Source organism: Mycolicibacterium neoaurum, assembly GCF_036946495.1.
In the GTDB taxonomy this organism is placed as follows: domain Bacteria; phylum Actinomycetota; class Actinomycetes; order Mycobacteriales; family Mycobacteriaceae; genus Mycobacterium; species Mycobacterium neoaurum_B.
The window spans coordinates 3,091,580-3,110,341 of record NZ_JAQIIX010000002.1; the positions used below are offsets into that span (position 1 = coordinate 3,091,580).

Genomic DNA, 18,762 nt, shown 5'->3' on the forward strand with positions numbered 1-18,762 from the left:
CTAGTCGGACTGCTGCTCGGCTTCTTTCTCGATCAGGTCGGCGAGAATTTGTCCGACCGCCGACTCGATCGTCGACTCGATGGAGAACGAGAGCGTCGAGGAGACCGCGGAGACGGCTTGGGTGCGAAACCGCACCAGGGTGGTCAGCAGTTCGGCGATCTCGGTGTCCGGAGGCAGCGCCGCACCGGGGTTGACTCGGTGCAGCACCTCCTCGATCCCCGCCTGAACCAGGATTGCGCTGATCTGGTCGACCAGCGGGGCAATCTGCTCATGAAGTCCGATGAGTTTTGTCGGCGCCACGCCGTACTGGCGCAGTTCGTTGAATGTCTCGATCAGCTTGGGACGCACGATGATCGCCACTTTTTCGTCGTGTCCCGGGTCGGCATCCTCGATCTTGATGATTCCGAGGTCGACCATGCGGTCGAAGCCGGTGTCGTCGTCGACGAGGTGGCGCGCGTCGGACAAGCTCATCCGCTCCGGCTTCTCGGCGGCCCAGCTGCCGGCAATCGCCGATTCCAGACCGAGCAGCTCGCCCACACCCTTGCCCTGCTCCCACGCGGAGAGCATCTCGTGCACGTGTGCGATGTTGTAGCCGCGATCCAGAAGTGAGGTGATCAACCGCAATCGGGTCAGATGGGTGTCGTTGAAAAGCGCGATCCTGCCGACCCGCAGTGGCGGGTGGAGCAGCCCGCGGTCACGGTAGACCCGGATGTTGCGGGTGGTGGTTCCGGCGAGCTGGGCCAGCTCCTCGATCCGGTACTCGCCGGATGCCGCGACGCCGTGCGGTTGGACCGCAGCATCGAAGAGCTGAGTCACCGCGTTCTCGACGACATCGCGGGAACTGCGCCGGATCTGGCGGGGTGCGCGGCGCAGACCGAGCAGAATCGTCGAGATCGCGCCTGCGGACTGTCGCGGGGTTTTGGGTCCCGTCATGAGATCGCCGTCATGAATCGGACATCCCGCATCAGTCGAAGATACTCTCAGCCTCAGCCGACGGCGCGGATCGCGTTTCGTTGCAGGGCCTCGGCGATGAATGCGGAGATGGTGCGCATGGCCGGTATCGCCTCGGGCGCGATCTTCGGCAGGGCCTGGAAGACGTGCACCTGGTCGGGCCATATCTGCAATTCGCCGGTACCACCGGCAGCCCGGATATCGGCAACCAGGGTGCGAGCGTCGGATTGCAACATCTCGGCGCCGCCGGCCTGGATCAGCGAGGGCGGCATCGGCCGGCCGCCCGCCACATCGAGAGTCAACCGTGCGTCGGTCATGTCCGCACCGATGCAATACAGGTTGATCAGGCGGGCGGCATCGGCGGCACGGATCGCCGGGTCGTCGCGTAGCGCCTCCCTGGCTCGCGCCAAAGCAAAGGTCAGGTCGAGTAGTGGCGAGAGCAGCACCATGGCCGCCGGATGTGGCACATCCGCCCGGAGCAGCATGTCGACGGTCAGGTGACCACCTGCGGAGTCCCCGGCGATCACCATCTGGTCGTGCTGGAATCCGCCCTCGGTGCACAGCCAGTCCCATCCCGCGCGCACATCGTCGGCGGCGGTGGGAAAGCGGTACTTCGGTGCCAGCCGATAGTCGACGCAGAACACCGGCAGGCCGGTCAGTCGGGACAGCCAGCCGGTCAGTCGACGGTGGGTGCGCGGGGAGCACAGCGCGAAGCCGCTTCCGTGCACGTAATAGATCGCCTGGCCCGGGGTGCGATCGGCTGCCGAAGTGCTGCGCACCCACTCACCGACCACCCGGCGACCGTCGGCCATTCGGAGGTCTACGGGTTCGATCTGGACACCGTGCAGCGACGGTCCGAAGGCATTCATGACACCGGCGATGATCTGACGTGACGCCCACAGCCCCCACGGCTGTTCGGGCGGGAGAACCGCGCTGATCTGCCGAATCGTCAGGCTGCTGACGGTTGCCGCACTACGGGACCGCAGCGAGCCGCGGGCGGGAAGAGCGTGGTCGGGCATCCGGACCTCCGTGGTGGGAATGTCCGACGAGTACACCGCCTATTGGTGACATTTGTCAATGTCAAGATCGAGCCGGGGCGGCTATCGGGGAGGATCGCCGCGCCAGCTGAAACTGTTGACGTACTTGCCCATGTCCAAGGCGAGCTGCAGATTCGCGGCCGACGGCTTACCGGACCCGAAGTCCGGGCCGAATGCGCGATACGGGCCGATGGCACCGGCGACCAACGCGAGATCGTTCTTGACCGCGACCATGACGATGATGCGCATCCTGGCTGAACTGCTCATCGCGCCCTGCGGCCAGTAATCGGCGGCCATCCCGTAACCGAGCTGGTACCCGACCATCGTGTTGGGGATCTCGTAGGCGGACTGGGTGTCCGGGAAGGTCTTGTTCACCAGATCGACCGCGATGGTCTTGGGTCCGCGCCCGGCGGCCGGTTCACTGAACAACTGCATGGTGCCGCCGTCGCCGGCCTGCAGCACTGCGGTGATCCCGTTCGGATTCTTGGTGACCCGGTAGGCCGCATTTTCGACCGGGTAAGACACCGAGAACGATCCGTCGGCGGCGGTGAACCTCGGGTTGATCTCCACCCCCCGGCCCATCGGCGGACTGCCGCAATCGGGCGGACAGGCATAGCGGGCCGCGGGTTCGGTGATCAGCCCGGACAGACCCACAAGGCCCGCGGCGACGACCACGATGACCGTGCCGAGGATCAACGACACGTTGCGGAACGACGTCTTGGGCGGTTCGGTGACCGTGAACTCGCCTGTGTAGAGCGAGTATCCGGGCATCAGCCCCACCACGATCTCGCCGTCGGCGGGCTTCTCCTCGAGCCTGATCGGCCGTTCCTCGCGGCGGGTCCGGCGCGAGCGACGCGAGGATGCGTGCATGGCCGCACCGCACCGGGCGCAGAACGGTGCGTCCGGCACGACGTGATTGCATTCGGTGCACAGAATCGGCTCGTCGGGGCGGATCTCGTCCTGGGCTTCGTTGAGAAGCGCGAGTTGCAATCCGATTCGCAGGGCGAACAGCGCGAGCGCGGAGAGCGTGAGGTGGCCTGCCAATTGCAAGAACTGGGGGACGCGCGCGACGTCGACCAGGCCGAGCGACAGGTAGATGACGATGACGACGACCGCGAACAGGACCAGGATTCCGCGGACCACGCCGCGGTGTTTGGTGACCTTGCTCGGTGGCCTGGTGAACCACAACGCGATGCCGATCAACCCGCCGACCGCGGCCGCGGTCAGGGGCATCGCGATACCGCGGATGCCGGCTTCGACCAGTAACCCGTCCAACGGCCGGGAACGGTTGATCATGCCGGTGCTGAACTGAGGCGCCAGCCGGGACAGGGTGGCCGCGGCGGTGAACGTGACGGCACCCAGCGCCCCGATGGCGTAGCCGTCCAAGGATTCCCGGTCACCCCGCCAGGACAGCCGGACAGCCACCGCGGGAGCCAGCATGAGCAACATGCTGCCGAGCGGAATTCCCATGCCGTCGCGCAGGATCCGCGCCCCGGCGACACCGGCCCCGAGCGGCACACCGTAGGCGCGGGCGACCGCGGCGCCGGTGAGCAACACCCACCCGACGCCGAGGCCGATGCCCAGCACGGCGGTGAGCACGAGCGATGACCGCGGGATGTCACGGGACACCCCGGATTCGCGGATGTACAGACCGAACAGCAGTGGCAGCCCGAGGGAGGCCACCGTGATCAGTGCGGCGGGCATGCGCAGCAGGGTGGCCGCGGTGAGGGCGACGGCAAGCAGCGCGAACCCCATCAGGAACACCCGGCGTGCCCGCGGGGAGAGGTGGGGGAACAGCGAACTCGTGAGTGCGGGGGCCAATAGGGACTGTCCGGGTGCCGCGCTGAAAGTGCGCGCGCGCAACCAGTGCGGACCTTCACCGCTGCGGTGTTCGGCGAGCGGGACGCCGCACAGCCCGCAGTATTCACCGGCCGGTACGTCGACCCGGCAGACCCGACACTCCACCATCCCCGGCGCGGGTGCGGTAGCGGTCATCAGGCCTGAACTTTCTGTGCGAGTTGGAGATTGCGGACCAGATTGTCGACATCGGGGCTGCCCAAACCGGTGACCAGGTCATAGCCGGGTCCCGCGACGTCGACGGCGTTACCGCCGAGGGTGATGTCGCGGAACGCGGGTCGGGGTGCGCCCTGGGCGATTCGATAGAGCAGTGGGTTGATATCACCGATCAGCTGGCCGTCGTGTTCGAGCAGCCATTGGTTCATCACCGCGGTCAGTCCGGCCCAGATGGGCGCCGACTGCGAGGTGCCACCACCGGTGACGAACTGACCGTTGAGCACGATCTTGACTCCCGTGAACGGATCGGCCACGGCGGCGACGTCGGGCGTCATCCGGCGGCCGATATCACGTTCCGGTGCGATGAGTCCGACTGCGCTGCGCTGCCAGGGCGGCAGATCGAAGAGATTCGAGACCCCGCCGCCGGTGCCCTGGGACAGCGGAACGTCGAACCAGGTCTGCTCGGAGATCCATTGGCCCTGAGCATCGGTGGACAGCGTGGTGCCGCCGACACTGGTCATCTCGGGAAGGGAGGCGATCGAGTCGAGGCCGATGTCCTGGGCGCTCGGTGGGGAGGACCAGTCCTGTCCGCCACGGCATTCCATGCCGGCCAGATCACCGCTGGCATTGAAGGCGGTCGTGCCCCGCGATTGCGCCGCGCGCAGTGCCGAACGCACCGGGGCGACGTCCGCGGCGGTTATCAGCTTGTCGCAACCCCAACCGATGGAGAAACTCCAGACCGCGCCGGGGAATCGGCGATCGGTGTCTTCGAGCATCTCGCCGATCTTGCGGTAACCGCCGCCACCCTGGACGGTCGGGTGGGCATTGACCACAACCTTGCGGGCGTCGGGAGCAATTGCGTGCGCGACTTGTAGGTCCATGGACAATTCGCCGCGCGTTTCACCGGGCATTCCACCGACGATCTCCGGCGTGAATTGCGGTAATTCGAATGCAGAACTGAATTTGTCGAGATCGGATTGATTGAATCCGTCGAAGGCGAAGATGACAATGGTGATTCCCTTGCCGGTGAACCCGTCGGCGGCGAGATCGTCTGCGTTGTAGGTGTTCAGCAGCGCGGCCGGTGTCAGGCCCTGGGCAGGGACGTCGAGCGGGATGTGATCGGGGCGCGACATCTTGTGTGGGGTGTAGCTGAGGATGCGGCCGATCTCGGCGACCTCGTGGCGCAGGTGGTCGGGCACCAGCGGTTGCTGCGGGGAGGCATAGAACTGCTGGCCGCGGCGGCCGCGGTAGTCGCGCACGGACACGTCGAAGGCGCGTTCCACGTCGCCCGGCGCACCCGTGACGATCGCCCAGTCGTCACCGGGGCGCCACTGGACGTCGAGGGCCCGGGCGGCAGCCCAGTCGATGAACGCGTCCGGTTCGGCGTCGTCGGTGAGGCTGGCGGTGAACTCGATGTGCTGTTCACGGGCCGGCCCGAGATCGGTCGAGGCCTCCAGCAGCGAGGCATAGGGGCCCTCGATGGGGCCGTCGATCCGGTTGTTCCCGGCGTGCCGGTGGTCCAGGACCAGGGTCGCGCCGAGGACGAACGTGCCGGCCAGGGCCAGCGCGGTCAGCGAGCGAACCGAGAGAGCAGCCCGAATGGTCATGGTTGAAGTGTGCTCGCTAAAAGTTGGTTCTCAACAGACAAGCGGGTCCAGAAAAATCTGGACCCGCTTGTCGTCGTGAGTGGGTCAGTCGTGGTAATTGGGATCGAACTGCGGTGCCGTCGGCGGCGGGGTGAAGACGGTGACGCCGGGGTTGACCGACTTCTCGGTCGGCGCCACGGTGGGCTCCGACGTCGTGGTCGTCGTCGTGGTGGTGGTTTCTTCCGCAGGCTTGTCGCTATCGCTGCTGCACGCGGCGGTGAAGCCGATCATCGCGAAGATGGCGGCACCACCAATCGCAGCCGAAACCTTGCGACTCAGAAGCGTTGATGCCATTTCTTTCGGTCCTTTTCCTTTTCCATCGGGTGGATCCTCGGTCGGCGCGTGGTCCGCGAAAACCGTGTGCAGCAGTCCCATTCCGTCGGGATCTGGTGGCAGAAACTGTAACGCAACGGCGGTATCGGTGCATTCCCTTATGGACGGCCGCTCTTTTCGTGTTCGCCGCAATCCCGACGTCCCGCAGGTGCGGCAGGCGGCTTGACGCTGCCGCGGGTGGGGTGTTTACTCGAGCGATCGAACAGATGTTCGAAAAGAGTGAGTTGCTGATGATGCTGGAGGTGCTGCTGTGACGGTGGCGATGAACCTGGAGCAACATCGGAAACAGCGCGCTGAACAGGTAGAACAGCTTCGTCGCAGAATAGCCGAGGTCTCCGACAGAATGGGCGCCGGGGCCACTGGCGCGAGGAGTGTGCAGCCCTCGTCGCGGGTGGCAAATAGTTTGCCAGCACCGGACGAAACGCCGTTCGGGCCCGACGTGGACATGTTGCCGGCCCCGGTGCCTGCGAAGCGTTTGGTGAAAGGCTCGGTGGCGGTGCTGTCGGGGGCCCGGTCGCTCGGGCTGCAGTTGGTGGCCGCGGCCACCGCGGCGGGCGAGCACGCGGCCATCGTCGGGCAACCCGATATCGGCCTGCTGGCGGCGGTCGAGATGGGTGCCGATCTCAGCCGGATCGCGGTGATCCCCGATCCGGGGCCGGACCCGGTGGAGGTGGCCGCGATCCTGCTCGACGGTCTGGATCTGGTGATGCTGGCATTGCACGGCCGGTCGGTATCGATCAACCGGGCAAGGGCGGTGACCGCGCGAGCCCGACAAAAGGAGTGCACGCTGCTGATCACCGACGGTGACTGGCAGGGGGCATCGGTCCGGTTGGATGCCAGGGTCAACGGCTATGACATGGCCGCCGCGGGTCCCGACGGCCCGGTGCCGGGCCGGGGGCGGATAACCGGGGTCCGGTTGGCCACCCGGACCAGAGGGCGGATGCCCGGCCGGCCCCGTCTTGCCGCGGGGGGCTGACGTGTCCAGGGTGCTGGCGCTCTGGTGCATGGATTGGCCGGCGGTCGCTGCGACCACCGCGGCCGGACTGGGTGCCACCGATCCGGTGGCGGTGACCCTGGCCAACCGGGTCATCGCGTGCTCGGCGGCGGCCAGGTCCGCCGGGGTGCGCCGCGGCCTGCGTCGTCGGGAGGCCCAGGCGCGCTGCCCGCAGCTGCATGTCGCCACCGCAGATCCCGCCGGGGACGCCAGGCACTTCGAGGTGGTGACCGCCGCGGTCGACGACGTGGTGCCGCGGACCGAGGTGCTACGGCCGGGACTGCTGGTGGTGTCCATCCGCGGGGCCGCCCGCTATTTCGGGTCCGAACAGGCCGCCGCGGAGCGGCTGGTCGATACGGTGGCCGCGGTGGGTGCGGAATGTCAGACCGGTGTCGCCGACCAGTTGGGCACCGCGGTCTTCGCGGCCAGGGCGGGCCGGATCATCGAACCCGGGCAGGACGCGGCGTTTCTGTCCGCGCTGTCCATCCGACAGCTGGCCGCCGAACCGAGCCTGGCCGGCCAGGGTCGTGAAGAATTGGCGGATCTGCTGTGGCGGATGGGTATTCGCACCATCGGCCAGTTCGCCGAGCTGTCCCGGACCGATGTGACCTCTCGGTTCGGTGCCGATGCCCTGCACGCGCACCGGTTTGCCCGCGGGGAGGCCGACCGCGGCCCGTCGGGACGTGAACTGCCCGCGGATCTGGACGTGGTCATGAATTGCGACCCGCCGATCGACCGGGTGGATGCCGCGGCCTTCGCCGGCCGTTCACTGGCCGGTCAACTGCATCGCAGCCTGGAGTCTGCCGGTGTCGGCTGCACCCGGTTGGCCATCCAGGCCGTCACCTCCAACGGTGAAGAGCTGAACCGGGTCTGGCGATGCGCGGAGCCGCTGACCGAGGATGCCACCGCCGACCGGGTGCGCTGGCAGCTGGACGGCTGGCTGGCCCGGCGGCATGGCGGTCAGGGGCCCACCGCGCCGATCACGGTGCTGCGTCTGCATCCGGTCGAAGTGGTCTCGGCGGGGGCGCTGCAACTTCCGCTGTGGGGCTCCTCCGGTGAGGACGACCGGTTGCGGGCCCGCCGGGCATTGGTACGGGTGCAAGGTCTGCTGGGGTTGGAGGCGGTACGGGTGCCGGTGCTCAGCGGTGGCCGGGGTCCCGCCGAGCGCATCACCTTGACCGCACTCGGCGACGAAACGGTGCCCCGGTTCGACCCCGAGCAACCCTGGCCCGGCCAATTGCCCGAACCGTCACCGGCGGTGCTGCTCGATGATCCGGTGGAGGTAGTGGATGCCCAAGGCCAACCGGTCCGGGTGACCCGGCGCGGGATGTTCTCCTCGTATCCGGCGCGGGTGGAATCGACGTGCCACGGTGGGGATCTCACGTGGTGGGCCGGCCCGTGGCCGGTCGACGAACGTTGGTGGGATCCGGCGAGTGCGTCATCCGGGCACACCGCCCGAGCGCAGGTGCTGACCGCGCCGGGGCGGGCGATGTTGCTGTGCTACCGCCAGCGCCGGTGGTACGTGGAGGGTATCTACGAGTAGCGCGCGGCGAACGGGCCGACCCGTTCGACGAAGCGGTCGAAGAATTCGGCCGGATCGACCTCGATACCGATGCGGGCGTTGGGTTCCCGTCCCCAGTGGCCGCGCCAGTCGACCACCGTCATCGCTCTGGTGAGGGTGCCGGTCAACTCGACATCGACGGTCGCTTCACGGCAGCGCACCAGATCCGGATCCAGCGCGACCGCGGCGGCCAGCGGATCGTGCAGATGTGCCAGATACCCCTCACCCTGGTCGAAGTGGAACTCGAAGTAGAACCGCATGGCATCTTCGAGAACCCGGATCACCGGATTGGCCGCCGTCGACCGCGTTCCCCTGTCGTCCAGGACGCTCAACGGCGCCGAGGGCGCACCGGCCGCGGCGGACAGTCGGGCAAGGATGGACGGTGTCATCGCGATGTGCTCGGTGACGTTGAGGCCCAACACGATCGGCAGATGCGTCGGGGTGCTCAACCCCCAGGCTGCGCTCCACACCGCGAAGACCTCGGCGGCGGCCTCGGGGTCGACATGGGTGTTCCACTCGGCCACCGGGGTGGTGTTTCCGCGGTAATCGAAGGCGCCACCCATGATCACCAGCCGCCGCAGCAGCCGGGGGAGTGCGGGCTCCACCCGCATCGCCAGCGCCAGATTGGTCAGCGGTCCGGTGGCCAGGCCGATGAGCTCACCGGGATGTGTGCGGGCCGCCTCCACCCAGGCGTGCGCGGCGTCATGCTCGGTGAGCACCCGGTCACCGGCAGGCAAGGTGGCGTACCCGAGGCCTTCGGGCCCGTGGGTGTCCTCGCATGTTCGCAGCGGGATGCTCAGTGGACCCGCGGCGCCCGTGGACACCGGGATATCTGCGGCATCGAACAGGTCCAACAGTCCCAAGTTGTTGCTGCTGACCTGATCGACCGGGACATTTCCCGCCGTCGAGGCGATACCTACCAGCTCGGCGTCGGGGCTGGCCAGCAGATAGGCCAGCGCCATCGCATCGTCCACTCCGGTATCGACATCGGCGAACACCGGCTGGCGCGTCTGGGGCCCTGTCACCTCACCACGATAGGTGCGGCCCGTTACCAGTGCACACCCGGAATCGCCCGGACCGCGCGCTTGACCGGTCGCGGCATCCGCATGGCGCGCACGGCCGGTGCCGGGCGCCGGGGATGGCGTTCCGGCACTGCCACCTCGTCCTCGGTTGCCTGGCCGCGGGCCGCGGCGGAATCCGGGTAACCCAGATAGAGCTGATGCAGCACGCGCCGGGACAGTCGTGGCGTGAAGTAGGTGCCCAGATCGGCCAGCGTGCCCAACGGGGTGTCGATGCGCGACGGTTTCTCGATCAGACCGCGCACCACCATCGCCGCGGCGTGCTCGGCGGTGATGGGCGGCACCGGATTGAGCCGGCGCGACGGCGCGATCATCGGAGTGCGCACCAACGGCATGTGGATGTTGGTGAAAGTGATGTGATCGGACAGTGTTTCGGTGCCGACCACTTCGGAGAACGCGTCGAGGGCCGCCTTGGTTGGCAGGTAGGCGCTGTACTTGGGGCTGTTGGCCTGCACGCCGGCGCTGGACACGTTGACCACGTGCCCGAACCGCCGTTCCTGCCAGTGCGGCAGCAGCGCAAGCACCATCCGCACCGCACCGAAATAGTTGACCGCCATCACGCGCTCGTAATCGTGCAGCCGATCGGTCGAGGCCGACACCGAGCGCCGGATCGACCGGCCGGCATTGTTCACCAGGTAGTCGACGTGGCCGAAGCGCCCGAGGATGTCCTTGATCGTGTGCTCCACCGAGCCGGAATCGGTGACGTCACAGGTGAACGCGTGGGCGTCCCCGCCCTCGGCACGGATCTCGGCGATCAGTTCGTCGAGCGCGGCGGCGTTGCGGGCCAACGCGAAGACCGTGGCGCCGCGCCGCGCCACGGCGACGGCCGAGGCGCGTCCGATACCGCTGGACGCGCCGGTGATCACGACATGCCTGCCCACCAACGGGCCTTGCGGGTCGTCGCGACGGGCGCGGTCCGGGTCCAGGTTCTGCGCCCAGTAGCGCCACAACTTCGGTGCGTACGAGGCGAATTCGGGTACCTCGATGCCGGTGCCTGCGAGTGCGGCCGTGGTGCGGTCGGCGACGAACGTCGGTGCGAGGTCGACCACGTCCAGGATCTCGGCAGGTACCCCGAGTTGGGTGGCCGCCATGTTGCGCACGATCTTGGCCCGGCCGGTGGCCTTGAGGACGGGGGACACCGCGGACCCGGGCAGCGAACCGACCAGCGGCGGCAATCCGGCGGCCGTGGCCACACCACGCTAGATACCCCGCAGCCCAATGGTTTTCGGGGCTGTGAGATGGAACGTGCGGCCGTCGCCGTCGGCGATGTGCATCAGGTGGACCATGGCATCGACCACGAAGTCAACCGGGACGATGTTCGTCCGGCCGGTATCGGGCAGCACCATCGGGGTGAACCCGGGCAGCACAGCGAGTTTGGCCAGGATGGGGAAGAAGTAGTACGGCCCGTCAACCTTGTCCATCTCGCCGGTGCGGGAGTCACCGACCACCACCGCTGGGCGGTAGATCCTCGCCCGTAGCCCGGGTTCGGCGCGCACCAGTGCCTCGGCCTCGAACTTGGTCTGGTGATACGGGGTGGGCAGGTACTGCCCGACGTCGAAATCGTCCTCGGTGTACTCGCCGACGAAATCGCCGGCCACCGCGATCGAGGACACGTGGTGCAGGGTCGCGTGCCACTCGCGGGCCGCCGCGATGACCGCGCGGGTGCCCTCGACGTTGGCGGCGCGCTGGATGCCTTCCGGCGCGGTCATGTCATAGATCGCGGCGCAGTGCACCACATGGTCGACGGGGTCGACGTCGGCGCCGTCCAGACCCAGATCAGGCACTGTCAGGTCGCCGACCAGCGCATTCACCCGCGGACCCCACCCCGCAGTGAGCCTTTCGAAGCGGTGCAGCGATCCGCGTCGGACGAGCACGGAGACCCGGGCATCGGGATCGCGGGCCAGGAGTCGGGCGATGACGCGGCTGCCAATAAACCCGGTACCGCCGGTAACGACATAATGCATGCCGGTCATAGTCGTCTGCCTGGCGGCGTACGTCAACAGTGGGGTTTGCAAGGGCGGACCCGAGCCCGCCGCGGCGATGCGGACATGCGACCCAGATGCGAGGCAGTCTTCGGAGCAGGGTTTCGGGTGAAGGTGGGCGCCTTCCTCTCGGCGCGTCACGGCATTGTGGGTCCTCGGCGATTACTGAGACGCGCTCCCGGATGCCCCATCGTTCGGGCCGGCCGGATGTGACCTTGACCACCTATTGCTTATAGGTTTATGGTCGAGGCTGTCCGCACGTCAAAAGGGGTACCAGCTGTGCCAGCTCAGATGATTGACCTGCCCGATCATCTTGTGACGGATTTCGACATCTACGACCCGGCGTTGGCCGGCGAAGTCGATCGACTGAACGATAGGGTCCGCGAACTGGCTGCCGCCGGCCCCGTTGTCTACTCGACGGCGCACGGGGGGCACTGGATCGTCACGGGATACGAGGAAGCGCACTCGGTGCTGCGCGATACCGAAACGTTCTCCAGCTACCCCAACAATCTCGTGGACGCCGGGGATGGCAAGTTCATCCCAATCGAACTCGACCCGCCGGAGCACACCTCGTATCGACGAGTCCTGCAACCACTTTTCAGCCCCCGGCGCATGAAAGAGATGGAAAGCGAGATCCGCCTGGTTGTCGATCGACTCCTGGATAAGTTTGCCGACCGCGGATCGGCAGAATTCGTCTCCGAGTTCGCCCACGAACTGCCCACATCGGTCTTCCTGTCGTTGATGGACTGGCCGATCGAGGACGCACCACTGTTCACCGAGGCCACCGACATCGCCATCCTGGGCAAGCCAGGCGCGAGTAGCGAAGAAAACCTTGCTGCTCGGCATCAGGCCGCGGGCCAGATGTTCGGCTACTTCGCCCAGGTGCTGGCCGACCGCCGTGCCCGCCCGGGCGCCACCGATATCACCAGCGTCATCATCAACACCCCGCTGGAGACGCCGGAAGGCCCGCGGCTGCTCACCGACGACGAGCTGTGCCGGATGTTCTTCCTGCTGTTGATCGCCGGGTTGCACACCGTGCAGGGCACATTGGCCTGGAGCGTGATTCACCTCGCCAACCGCCCATCGGTACGTCAGCAACTCATCGACGACCCCGCACTGATCCCGCGTGCTGTCGAAGAGATGTTGCGGTATGAATCCGCGGTGTCCATGGGGCGACGTGCCACTGTCGACACCGAGATCGGCGGCGTGCGCATCAGTAGAGGCGACCAGCTCGTGGTCATCCTCGCCGCGGTGAATCGCGACAGCGACGAATTTCCGAACCCCGAAGAGGTACAGCTGGATCGAAACCCCAATCGACATCTGGCATTCGGTTCGGGCCCCCATCGCTGCATCGGATCACATCTGGCCCGCATCGAGGTGGCTGCGGCGATAGAAGCAATTCACCGGCGCATCCCGGACTATCGAATCGATCCGTCCAAGCCCGTGCTCTCGCACGCATCTCAGGTCCGTGGTGTGACCCAACTGCCCATCATCTTCACCCCAGAGAACTCCCCGGCCTGATCGTCGCGCGTCGTCGGATCTGCTGTGCGTGAGCTTTTCGTCGTTAGGATGCCAAGTGCAACCATTGTTTGCCGCGACCTCGGCACCGACCAGAGCCGGCAACCGAATATGCCCCCTTTGTGAGTCCACCTGCGGGCTGTTGTTCGCCATGGACGGACGCAGGATCGTGGGCGTAACTCCGAATCCCGCCGATATATTCAGCGAAGGGCACAGCTGCGCCAAGGGCATTGGGCTGGCTGCCATCGAGAATGATCCTTCGCGGATTCGCAAGCCCCTGCTACGCAACGCCACTGGGAGATTCCAGGAGGTCACGTGGGATAGGGCGTTCGCCGTGATCGATGAACGATTGCCTGAGTTCGTCGGCGACGATCCAGGCACCTGCGCGGTCTACCACGGTAATCCGGCTGCGCATCATCTTGATTCGGCGTTCTACCTCGGTGAACTGCTCGCGTCGCTCGGAACCCGAAATGTCTACTCACCGGCCAGCGTCGACACCTGGCCCAAAAACCTTGCCCAGCTGCTCTTGTACGGTTCAGGGCTGGGCATCACCGTGCCGGACATCGACCGTACCGACTACTTCCTGGTCCTTGGATCCAATCCGCTGATATCCAACGGCAGCACGATGACCGCTCCGGGCATGCACCGACGTCTCGACGCTCTGCGAGCACGGGGCGGCACGCTGGTCGTGGTGGACCCGGTGCGCACACGTACGGCCGACATCGCCGACATACATGTGGGGATCCGGCCAGGGACCGACGCATTGTTCCTGCTTGCTCTGCTGTCGGTGATCTCGCGCGAACGCCTGTTCAACCCTTCGTGGATACCTGATGTCGTCGACAATGTCGCCGAAGTCCTGGCGATGGTCACCGAGTTCACTCCGGAGCTGGTTGCCGGACCGTGTGGAATCGATGCGGCCGTCATCTACCGGGTGGCCCGCGAGTTCGCCGCTTCGACTGCTGCCGTCGCACATTCCCGGATCGGGACTTGCCTGCAGGAGTTCGGCACACTGACCAACTGGCTTGTCGAAGTACTCAACGTCGTGACCGGGAACCTGGACCGGCCAGGGGGAGCGATGTTCTCTCTTCCCCCCGGTGGTGGTCCGAACACGTGGCCGGTGACAAAGCCGCCGCGACTGATGTATGACCGGTGGCGGTCACGGGTGCGCCAACTGCCCGAGCTGCTCGGCGAGTTGCCGGCCGCCTGCTTGGCCGAAGAAATTCTGACCCCGGGCCCCGGTCGCTCGCGCGCCTTGATCACCATCGCAGGGAACCCGGCTCGTTCGTTACCCAACAGCAATGCTGTGGAGGCGGCTCTCCAGGAGCTGGAGTTCATGGTGTCCGTCGACTGCTACCTCAACGAGACGACCCGCTACGCCGACGTGATTCTTCCTCCGCCACCCCTGGCCACTCGCGGTCATCATGACATCTTGTTGGCGCACTTCCAGGTTCGCAACGTCGCCCGCTACAGCCCACCTCTCATACCGCTCGTCGACGGGGAGTTCGCCGAGTGGCAGTTGATGCTCAGACTTGCCGCCGCAGCGACGGGGCGGGGCGATCGGCCGATTGCCGATATGGATGCAGCCGCGGCCGCCGTCGCAGCCCGCCGAGCCGCGACAGTCACCGGGACGACAACCGATCACGTGCTGACCTCGACTGCACAACGCAGCGGCCCCGCGCGCATTCTCGACATGAGATTGCGCAGCGGTCCCTACGGCGACCGGTTCGGCGCCAACCCCGGCGGACTCACGCTGGAACAGTTGGAGAACAGTCCGAACGGCATCGACTACGGTCCACTGCAACCGCGGCTTCCCGGCGTGCTGCGTACTCCGAACGGGAGGATCGATCTTGCGCCCGCGATGATCATGGCCGACTTGCCGCGACTGAGATCCAGCATCGATCGTCCGACGGCGGGGCTGACACTGGTGAGTCGGCGCCAGCCGCGAGGAATGAACTCGTGGCTGCACAACGCTCTACGGCAACCACATTCGGGGCTTTGTGCGCTGTTGATGTGCTCGCAGGATGCCACGGCGCGGGGCCTGCTTTCCGGTGATCGCGTAGTCGTCCGCTCCAAGACCACCGCGGTCACCACCGAACTACGTGTCGACGACGCCCTCCGGCCCGGCGTGGTCAGCATGCCGCACGGTTGGGGCCATACCGGCTCTGGCATGCAGACGCCGCACGCGGAATCTGCGCCCGGCACCAACTACAACGCGTTGGTCGATGATGTGCAACTGGAACCGTTGACCGGATCTCCGATCGTCAACGGGATTTCGGTAGCGGTCAGTCTGGCGTAGCGGTGATCGCGTCGCCTCCCGCCCACCCATATCCACCACATCCAGAATGCCGACAACCGTGAAGCCGACGAAGGACGCCCGCGACCATACACCACGACCGGGGACCGACCGATGACATACGTAGTGACGCAGAACTGCTGCAACGATGCCACCTGTGTCGACGTCTGCCCTGTCGACTGCATCCACCCTGCTCCCGGTGAGCCCGGCTACGCCTCGGCCGAGCTGCTGCACATCGACCCGGCGACATGTATCGACTGCGGAGCGTGCGCCGAGGTCTGTCCGGTGGATGCGATTGTGCCCGACCACGATCTCACCTCGGCCAACCGTCGCTATCTCGACGTCAACGCCGACTTCTTCCGACGAGCCCCTGCCGCCGAGCCAGCCGTCACCGCGCCTGCGAAACTCGTTGTGACAGAGCACCCCACCCGATTGCGCGTCGCCATTGTCGGATCTGGTCCATCGGCGCTCTATGCGGCAGAGAATCTTCTCAGCCGCCACGACGTGCACGCCGAGGTGACCATCATCGAACGCCTGCCGTTCGCCGGCGGGCTGGTGCGCTACGGCGTCGCTCCCGATCACGCACACACCAAGTCCATCGAACGAAGCTTCCAACGCACACTGCGGCGCCGCGGACTGACGGCTTACTTCGATGTCGAAGTCGGAAAGCACGTCAGCGTAGATGAACTGTCGGCGCGGCATCACGCGGTCCTGTTCGCCACAGGTGCCGCCGAGGACCGCCGCCTCGGAATCCCCGGTGAGGGGCTGCCCGGTAGCCACTCCGCTCGTGAGTTCGTGGCCTGGTACAACGCCCACCCTGACTTCGCCGATCAGAGCTTCGATCTTTCCCATCCGCAGGCGGTCATCATCGGCAACGGCAATGTCGCGCTGGATATTGCGCGAATTCTCACCACGCACGTCGACCGACTGCGGCGCACCGACATCGCCGAGCACGCACTCGATGCATTGCGCGCGAGTGCGGTCCGCAGTGTCGTCATTCTGGGACGGCGCGGACCGGAGTCGGCAGCGTGCACGACGCCGGAGCTGTTGGGCCTCGACGCGGATCCCGGTATCGGTATCACCATCGACGGACAGGTCCCGATCGATGACGACTCTGCGCTGAAGGTACGGCTTCTGGCCGAATACGCGCAGCGTTCCGCGCAGGCCGAACGCCGCCGTATCGCCTTTCGGTTCCACACGGTGCCGATGGAACTGATCGGAGATACCCGTTTGACCGGCATCCGGGTGACCCGTTCGGGCGCAGCGGAGTCCGAAATCATCGACTGCGGCCTTGTATTGCGTTCCATCGGATATCGCGGAGTGGAGATTCCCGGCTTGCCGTTCGATGCCATAGCGGGGACTGTGGCCAACCGTGCAGGCCGCGTCTTCGACTCAATGTCCGGTCGGCCGATCCGTGGACGCTACGTGGCGGGATGGATCAAGCGTGGTCCGATCGGTGTCATCGGTACGAACCGAGCCTGCGCCGATGAGACCGTGCAGAGCATCCTGGCAGACTTCCGCGGCGGTGTACTGAGCGAACCCACCGTCGGCCTCGAGACACTCCGCGGGCTGATCGAGGCCCGGCGACCGCAGAGCTTCGGTACCGACGGATGGCTGGCCGTCGACCGGCACGAGCGCGAAAAGGGACAACGATTGGGTCGGCCGCGCGTCAAGCTCCTCGATGCCGAATCGGTGCGCGCGGTGCTTCGCCCCGAAGTCGATCGCGATTCCACCGGTCCTGACGGACGGACTGGAACAGAGGCGGCCCGATGAGTGGCACCGTAGGCACCGCGCCGGCTTGCTGGTAGGGGAGCGGATCTGCGGACAGATCGACTCCGACGCCTCTCGGACATCAGCTTCGAGCTGAGAGGTAGATCAGCTTCGTTCGCAGACAACGAGACGTGGAGATTTCGTCAACCGTGGGTGCTGTCGGCGAAGTTACTCGGTGATCGCCGACCCGTGCGCTCGCAGTCACGCTCGCGTGTGTCAAGTTCTTTTCAGAAGGATCCTCGGCTGGGGCAGATGTGCTGAACTGATCTGTTCGCAAAGTGCAGAGCAGTCCCGACACTCCAATCCGGGTGCATCGACCTGACCTTTTGCCCAGCGTCCCAGAGGGATCCATCGCCGGGTGGCCTGATGAGCTCACAGACGGCGTGACCCTCGCTGATAGCACGTCGACTGTCGATCTCGATGCCGTCGCCCGCGAGGGCCTGTAGGAATACCGAGTAGTTGGCACCGGGATAGCTGTCTTCGGTATCGGCACGTGCCGACACTGGCGGCGCGATCATCACCATCGAAACGGTAAGCATGGCTGCCAGTTTCCCCATATTCCCTATCCTAGGACCAGCGTTGGGTGACGGGTGGAAAATCCCGCCAGAACTTCCTGGGGCGACATCGAGACCGCCCTTCGTAGTCTGAATTCCAGTCACAGCGCCGCGGCCGAAAGGTAGCGACCATTGACACTTATTATTCTAAGACCTTAAGGTTAACTGGACGCGAACGAGAAGTCGTCTGCCCCGTGGATCACCGGGGACAGTGTTGCTCACGTGGCGATGGTTATGCGCGTCCGATGCGGAGACATCGGAGGAGAGTGTCGTGGACGGATGGTATCGGGCGTGGGGTGGATTGGCTGCGGTCCTGGCCATCAACATGATTGCGGTGCAGCCGGCGAAGGCTGATCCGCTTGTGCCGCCCACGCCGGCCGAAGTCGCCTTTCTCGAGCACGCCCGCAAGGTATTCGCGGTAAGTCACGACCCCACGAGTTTCCGCAGCGACGGTGAGTTGCTCGGCTACGGTCGCTATGTGTGTGACAAACGGGCCGCGGGCTACGTGGGCGCCCCGGCAACGTTGGTCACTCCAGCTGTTACGCAACTGGCATTGATCTACCTGTGCCCCTGACGCATGTTCGGCACACGGATACCCGCGTACTTCCGCGAATGGGGTGGATGGGCCTGCGGGCGGCGCCGGTCCCCGCATAGCTGCGATTGCTTCGCCGCGACGTCCGATTTGGCGCGTCATGGTAGATCGAAAAGTGCTCCGGTGCAGAGCATTTAGATTCATGTGCCGGCCCGTGCCGGTGTTGGCTCTTCTGGTTGGGTGGGCCGGCCTGCGGCGATGGCGGTTGTCCGCGTGTGGCAGCTTCCGGATCTGAAACCACAGCGCTGACGGTGTTGTCAATAACTTCCTCCGATGCAGACTTGGCAACTAAACCTATTGGGTATAAGTTATTGCTCGACGTGAGCAAAGCCACTCAGCACAGGTTTCTGCTTCGCCGGTCACTCTCGGATCGACTTCGGGTCATCGGTACGCGGAGTGCAACGTGCCGGTGCAGCGTCACTTCGTGATCTGCCAGACC

Annotated in this window: 13 protein-coding genes and 1 pseudogene; 6 read left to right on the forward strand and 8 right to left on the reverse strand. The window is 65.9% G+C overall.

Features of this window, described 5'->3' with window-relative positions; translation table 11 throughout:
- The 5 genes from PGN27_RS20280 to PGN27_RS20300 form a co-directional block, all read right to left on the reverse strand.
- Complete coding sequence (locus PGN27_RS20280) at nt 1-933, reverse strand: MerR family transcriptional regulator (RefSeq protein WP_335327721.1); 933 nt, start codon at nt 931-933, stop codon at nt 1-3.
- 53 nt (nt 934-986) lie between these two features.
- Nucleotides 987-1,970 (reverse strand): alpha/beta hydrolase, encoded by a 984-nt coding sequence (locus PGN27_RS20285; RefSeq protein ID WP_335327722.1) that lies wholly within the window; start codon nt 1,968-1,970, stop codon nt 987-989.
- A gap of 81 nt (nt 1,971-2,051) precedes the next feature.
- On the reverse strand, nt 2,052-3,983 hold the full coding sequence (locus PGN27_RS20290; RefSeq protein WP_335327723.1) for a zinc ribbon domain-containing protein: 1,932 nt from the start codon (nt 3,981-3,983) through the stop codon (nt 2,052-2,054).
- Nucleotides 3,983-5,608 (reverse strand): S53 family peptidase, encoded by a 1,626-nt coding sequence (locus PGN27_RS20295; RefSeq protein ID WP_335327724.1) that lies wholly within the window; start codon nt 5,606-5,608, stop codon nt 3,983-3,985. Before PGN27_RS20295 ends, PGN27_RS20290 begins: the two co-directional genes overlap by 1 nt.
- Nucleotides 5,609-5,692: 84 nt before the next feature.
- Nucleotides 5,693-6,022: a hypothetical protein gene (locus tag PGN27_RS20300; protein ID WP_335327725.1), complete on the reverse strand. Its 330-nt coding sequence runs from the start codon at nt 6,020-6,022 to the stop codon at nt 5,693-5,695.
- Between the two features lie 208 nt (nt 6,023-6,230).
- Between PGN27_RS20300 and PGN27_RS20305 the strand changes: the two genes are divergently transcribed.
- Nucleotides 6,231-6,956 carry a DnaE2-dependent mutagenesis accessory factor ImuA' gene (locus PGN27_RS20305; RefSeq protein WP_418888625.1) on the forward strand — a complete coding sequence of 242 codons (726 nt, stop codon included), beginning with the start codon at nt 6,231-6,233 and terminating at the stop codon, nt 6,954-6,956.
- Between the two features lie 28 nt (nt 6,957-6,984).
- Nucleotides 6,985-8,517: a DNA polymerase Y family protein gene (locus PGN27_RS20310; RefSeq protein WP_335328796.1), complete on the forward strand. Its 1,533-nt coding sequence runs from the start codon at nt 6,985-6,987 to the stop codon at nt 8,515-8,517.
- On the opposite strand, the gene PGN27_RS20315 is transcribed toward PGN27_RS20310, so the two are convergent.
- Together PGN27_RS20315 and PGN27_RS20320 are read right to left on the reverse strand one after the other, a co-directional pair.
- Nucleotides 8,508-9,560, reverse strand: coding sequence for a nucleoside hydrolase (locus tag PGN27_RS20315; protein ID WP_335327726.1), 1,053 nt, complete (start codon nt 9,558-9,560; stop codon nt 8,508-8,510). The two genes, PGN27_RS20310 and PGN27_RS20315, sit on opposite strands and share 10 nt — an antisense overlap.
- A 23-nt stretch (nt 9,561-9,583) precedes the next feature.
- Nucleotides 9,584-11,578, reverse strand: a pseudogene (locus tag PGN27_RS20320) (SDR family oxidoreductase).
- Nucleotides 11,579-11,887: 309 nt separating this feature from the next.
- On the opposite strand from PGN27_RS20320, the gene PGN27_RS20325 reads away from it, so the two are divergent.
- The 3 genes from PGN27_RS20325 (at nt 11,888) to PGN27_RS20335 (ending at nt 17,180) form a co-directional block, all read left to right on the forward strand.
- Entirely contained in the window at nt 11,888-13,117 is a 1,230-nt protein-coding gene (locus PGN27_RS20325) for a cytochrome P450 (RefSeq protein ID WP_335328797.1), read from the forward strand.
- A 64-nt stretch (nt 13,118-13,181) separates the two neighbouring features.
- Nucleotides 13,182-15,410 (forward strand): molybdopterin-dependent oxidoreductase, encoded by a 2,229-nt coding sequence (locus PGN27_RS20330; protein ID WP_335328798.1) that lies wholly within the window; start codon nt 13,182-13,184, stop codon nt 15,408-15,410.
- 111 nt (nt 15,411-15,521) lie between these two features.
- Nucleotides 15,522-17,180, forward strand: a complete 1,659-nt coding sequence (locus PGN27_RS20335; protein WP_335327727.1) for an FAD-dependent oxidoreductase — start codon at nt 15,522-15,524, stop codon at nt 17,178-17,180.
- 224 nt (nt 17,181-17,404) lie between these two features.
- Here the strand turns inward: PGN27_RS20335 and PGN27_RS25750 are convergent, their stop codons facing one another.
- The gene (locus tag PGN27_RS25750) at nt 17,405-17,734 is read right to left on the reverse strand and encodes a DUF732 domain-containing protein (RefSeq protein ID WP_418888626.1); all 330 of its coding nucleotides are present in this window, start codon (nt 17,732-17,734) and stop codon (nt 17,405-17,407) included.
- Between the two features lie 268 nt (nt 17,735-18,002).
- On the opposite strand from PGN27_RS25750, the gene PGN27_RS20340 reads away from it, so the two are divergent.
- The gene (locus tag PGN27_RS20340; RefSeq protein ID WP_335327728.1) at nt 18,003-18,305 is read left to right on the forward strand and encodes a hypothetical protein; all 303 of its coding nucleotides are present in this window, start codon (nt 18,003-18,005) and stop codon (nt 18,303-18,305) included.
- Nucleotides 18,306-18,762 lie beyond the last annotated feature (457 nt).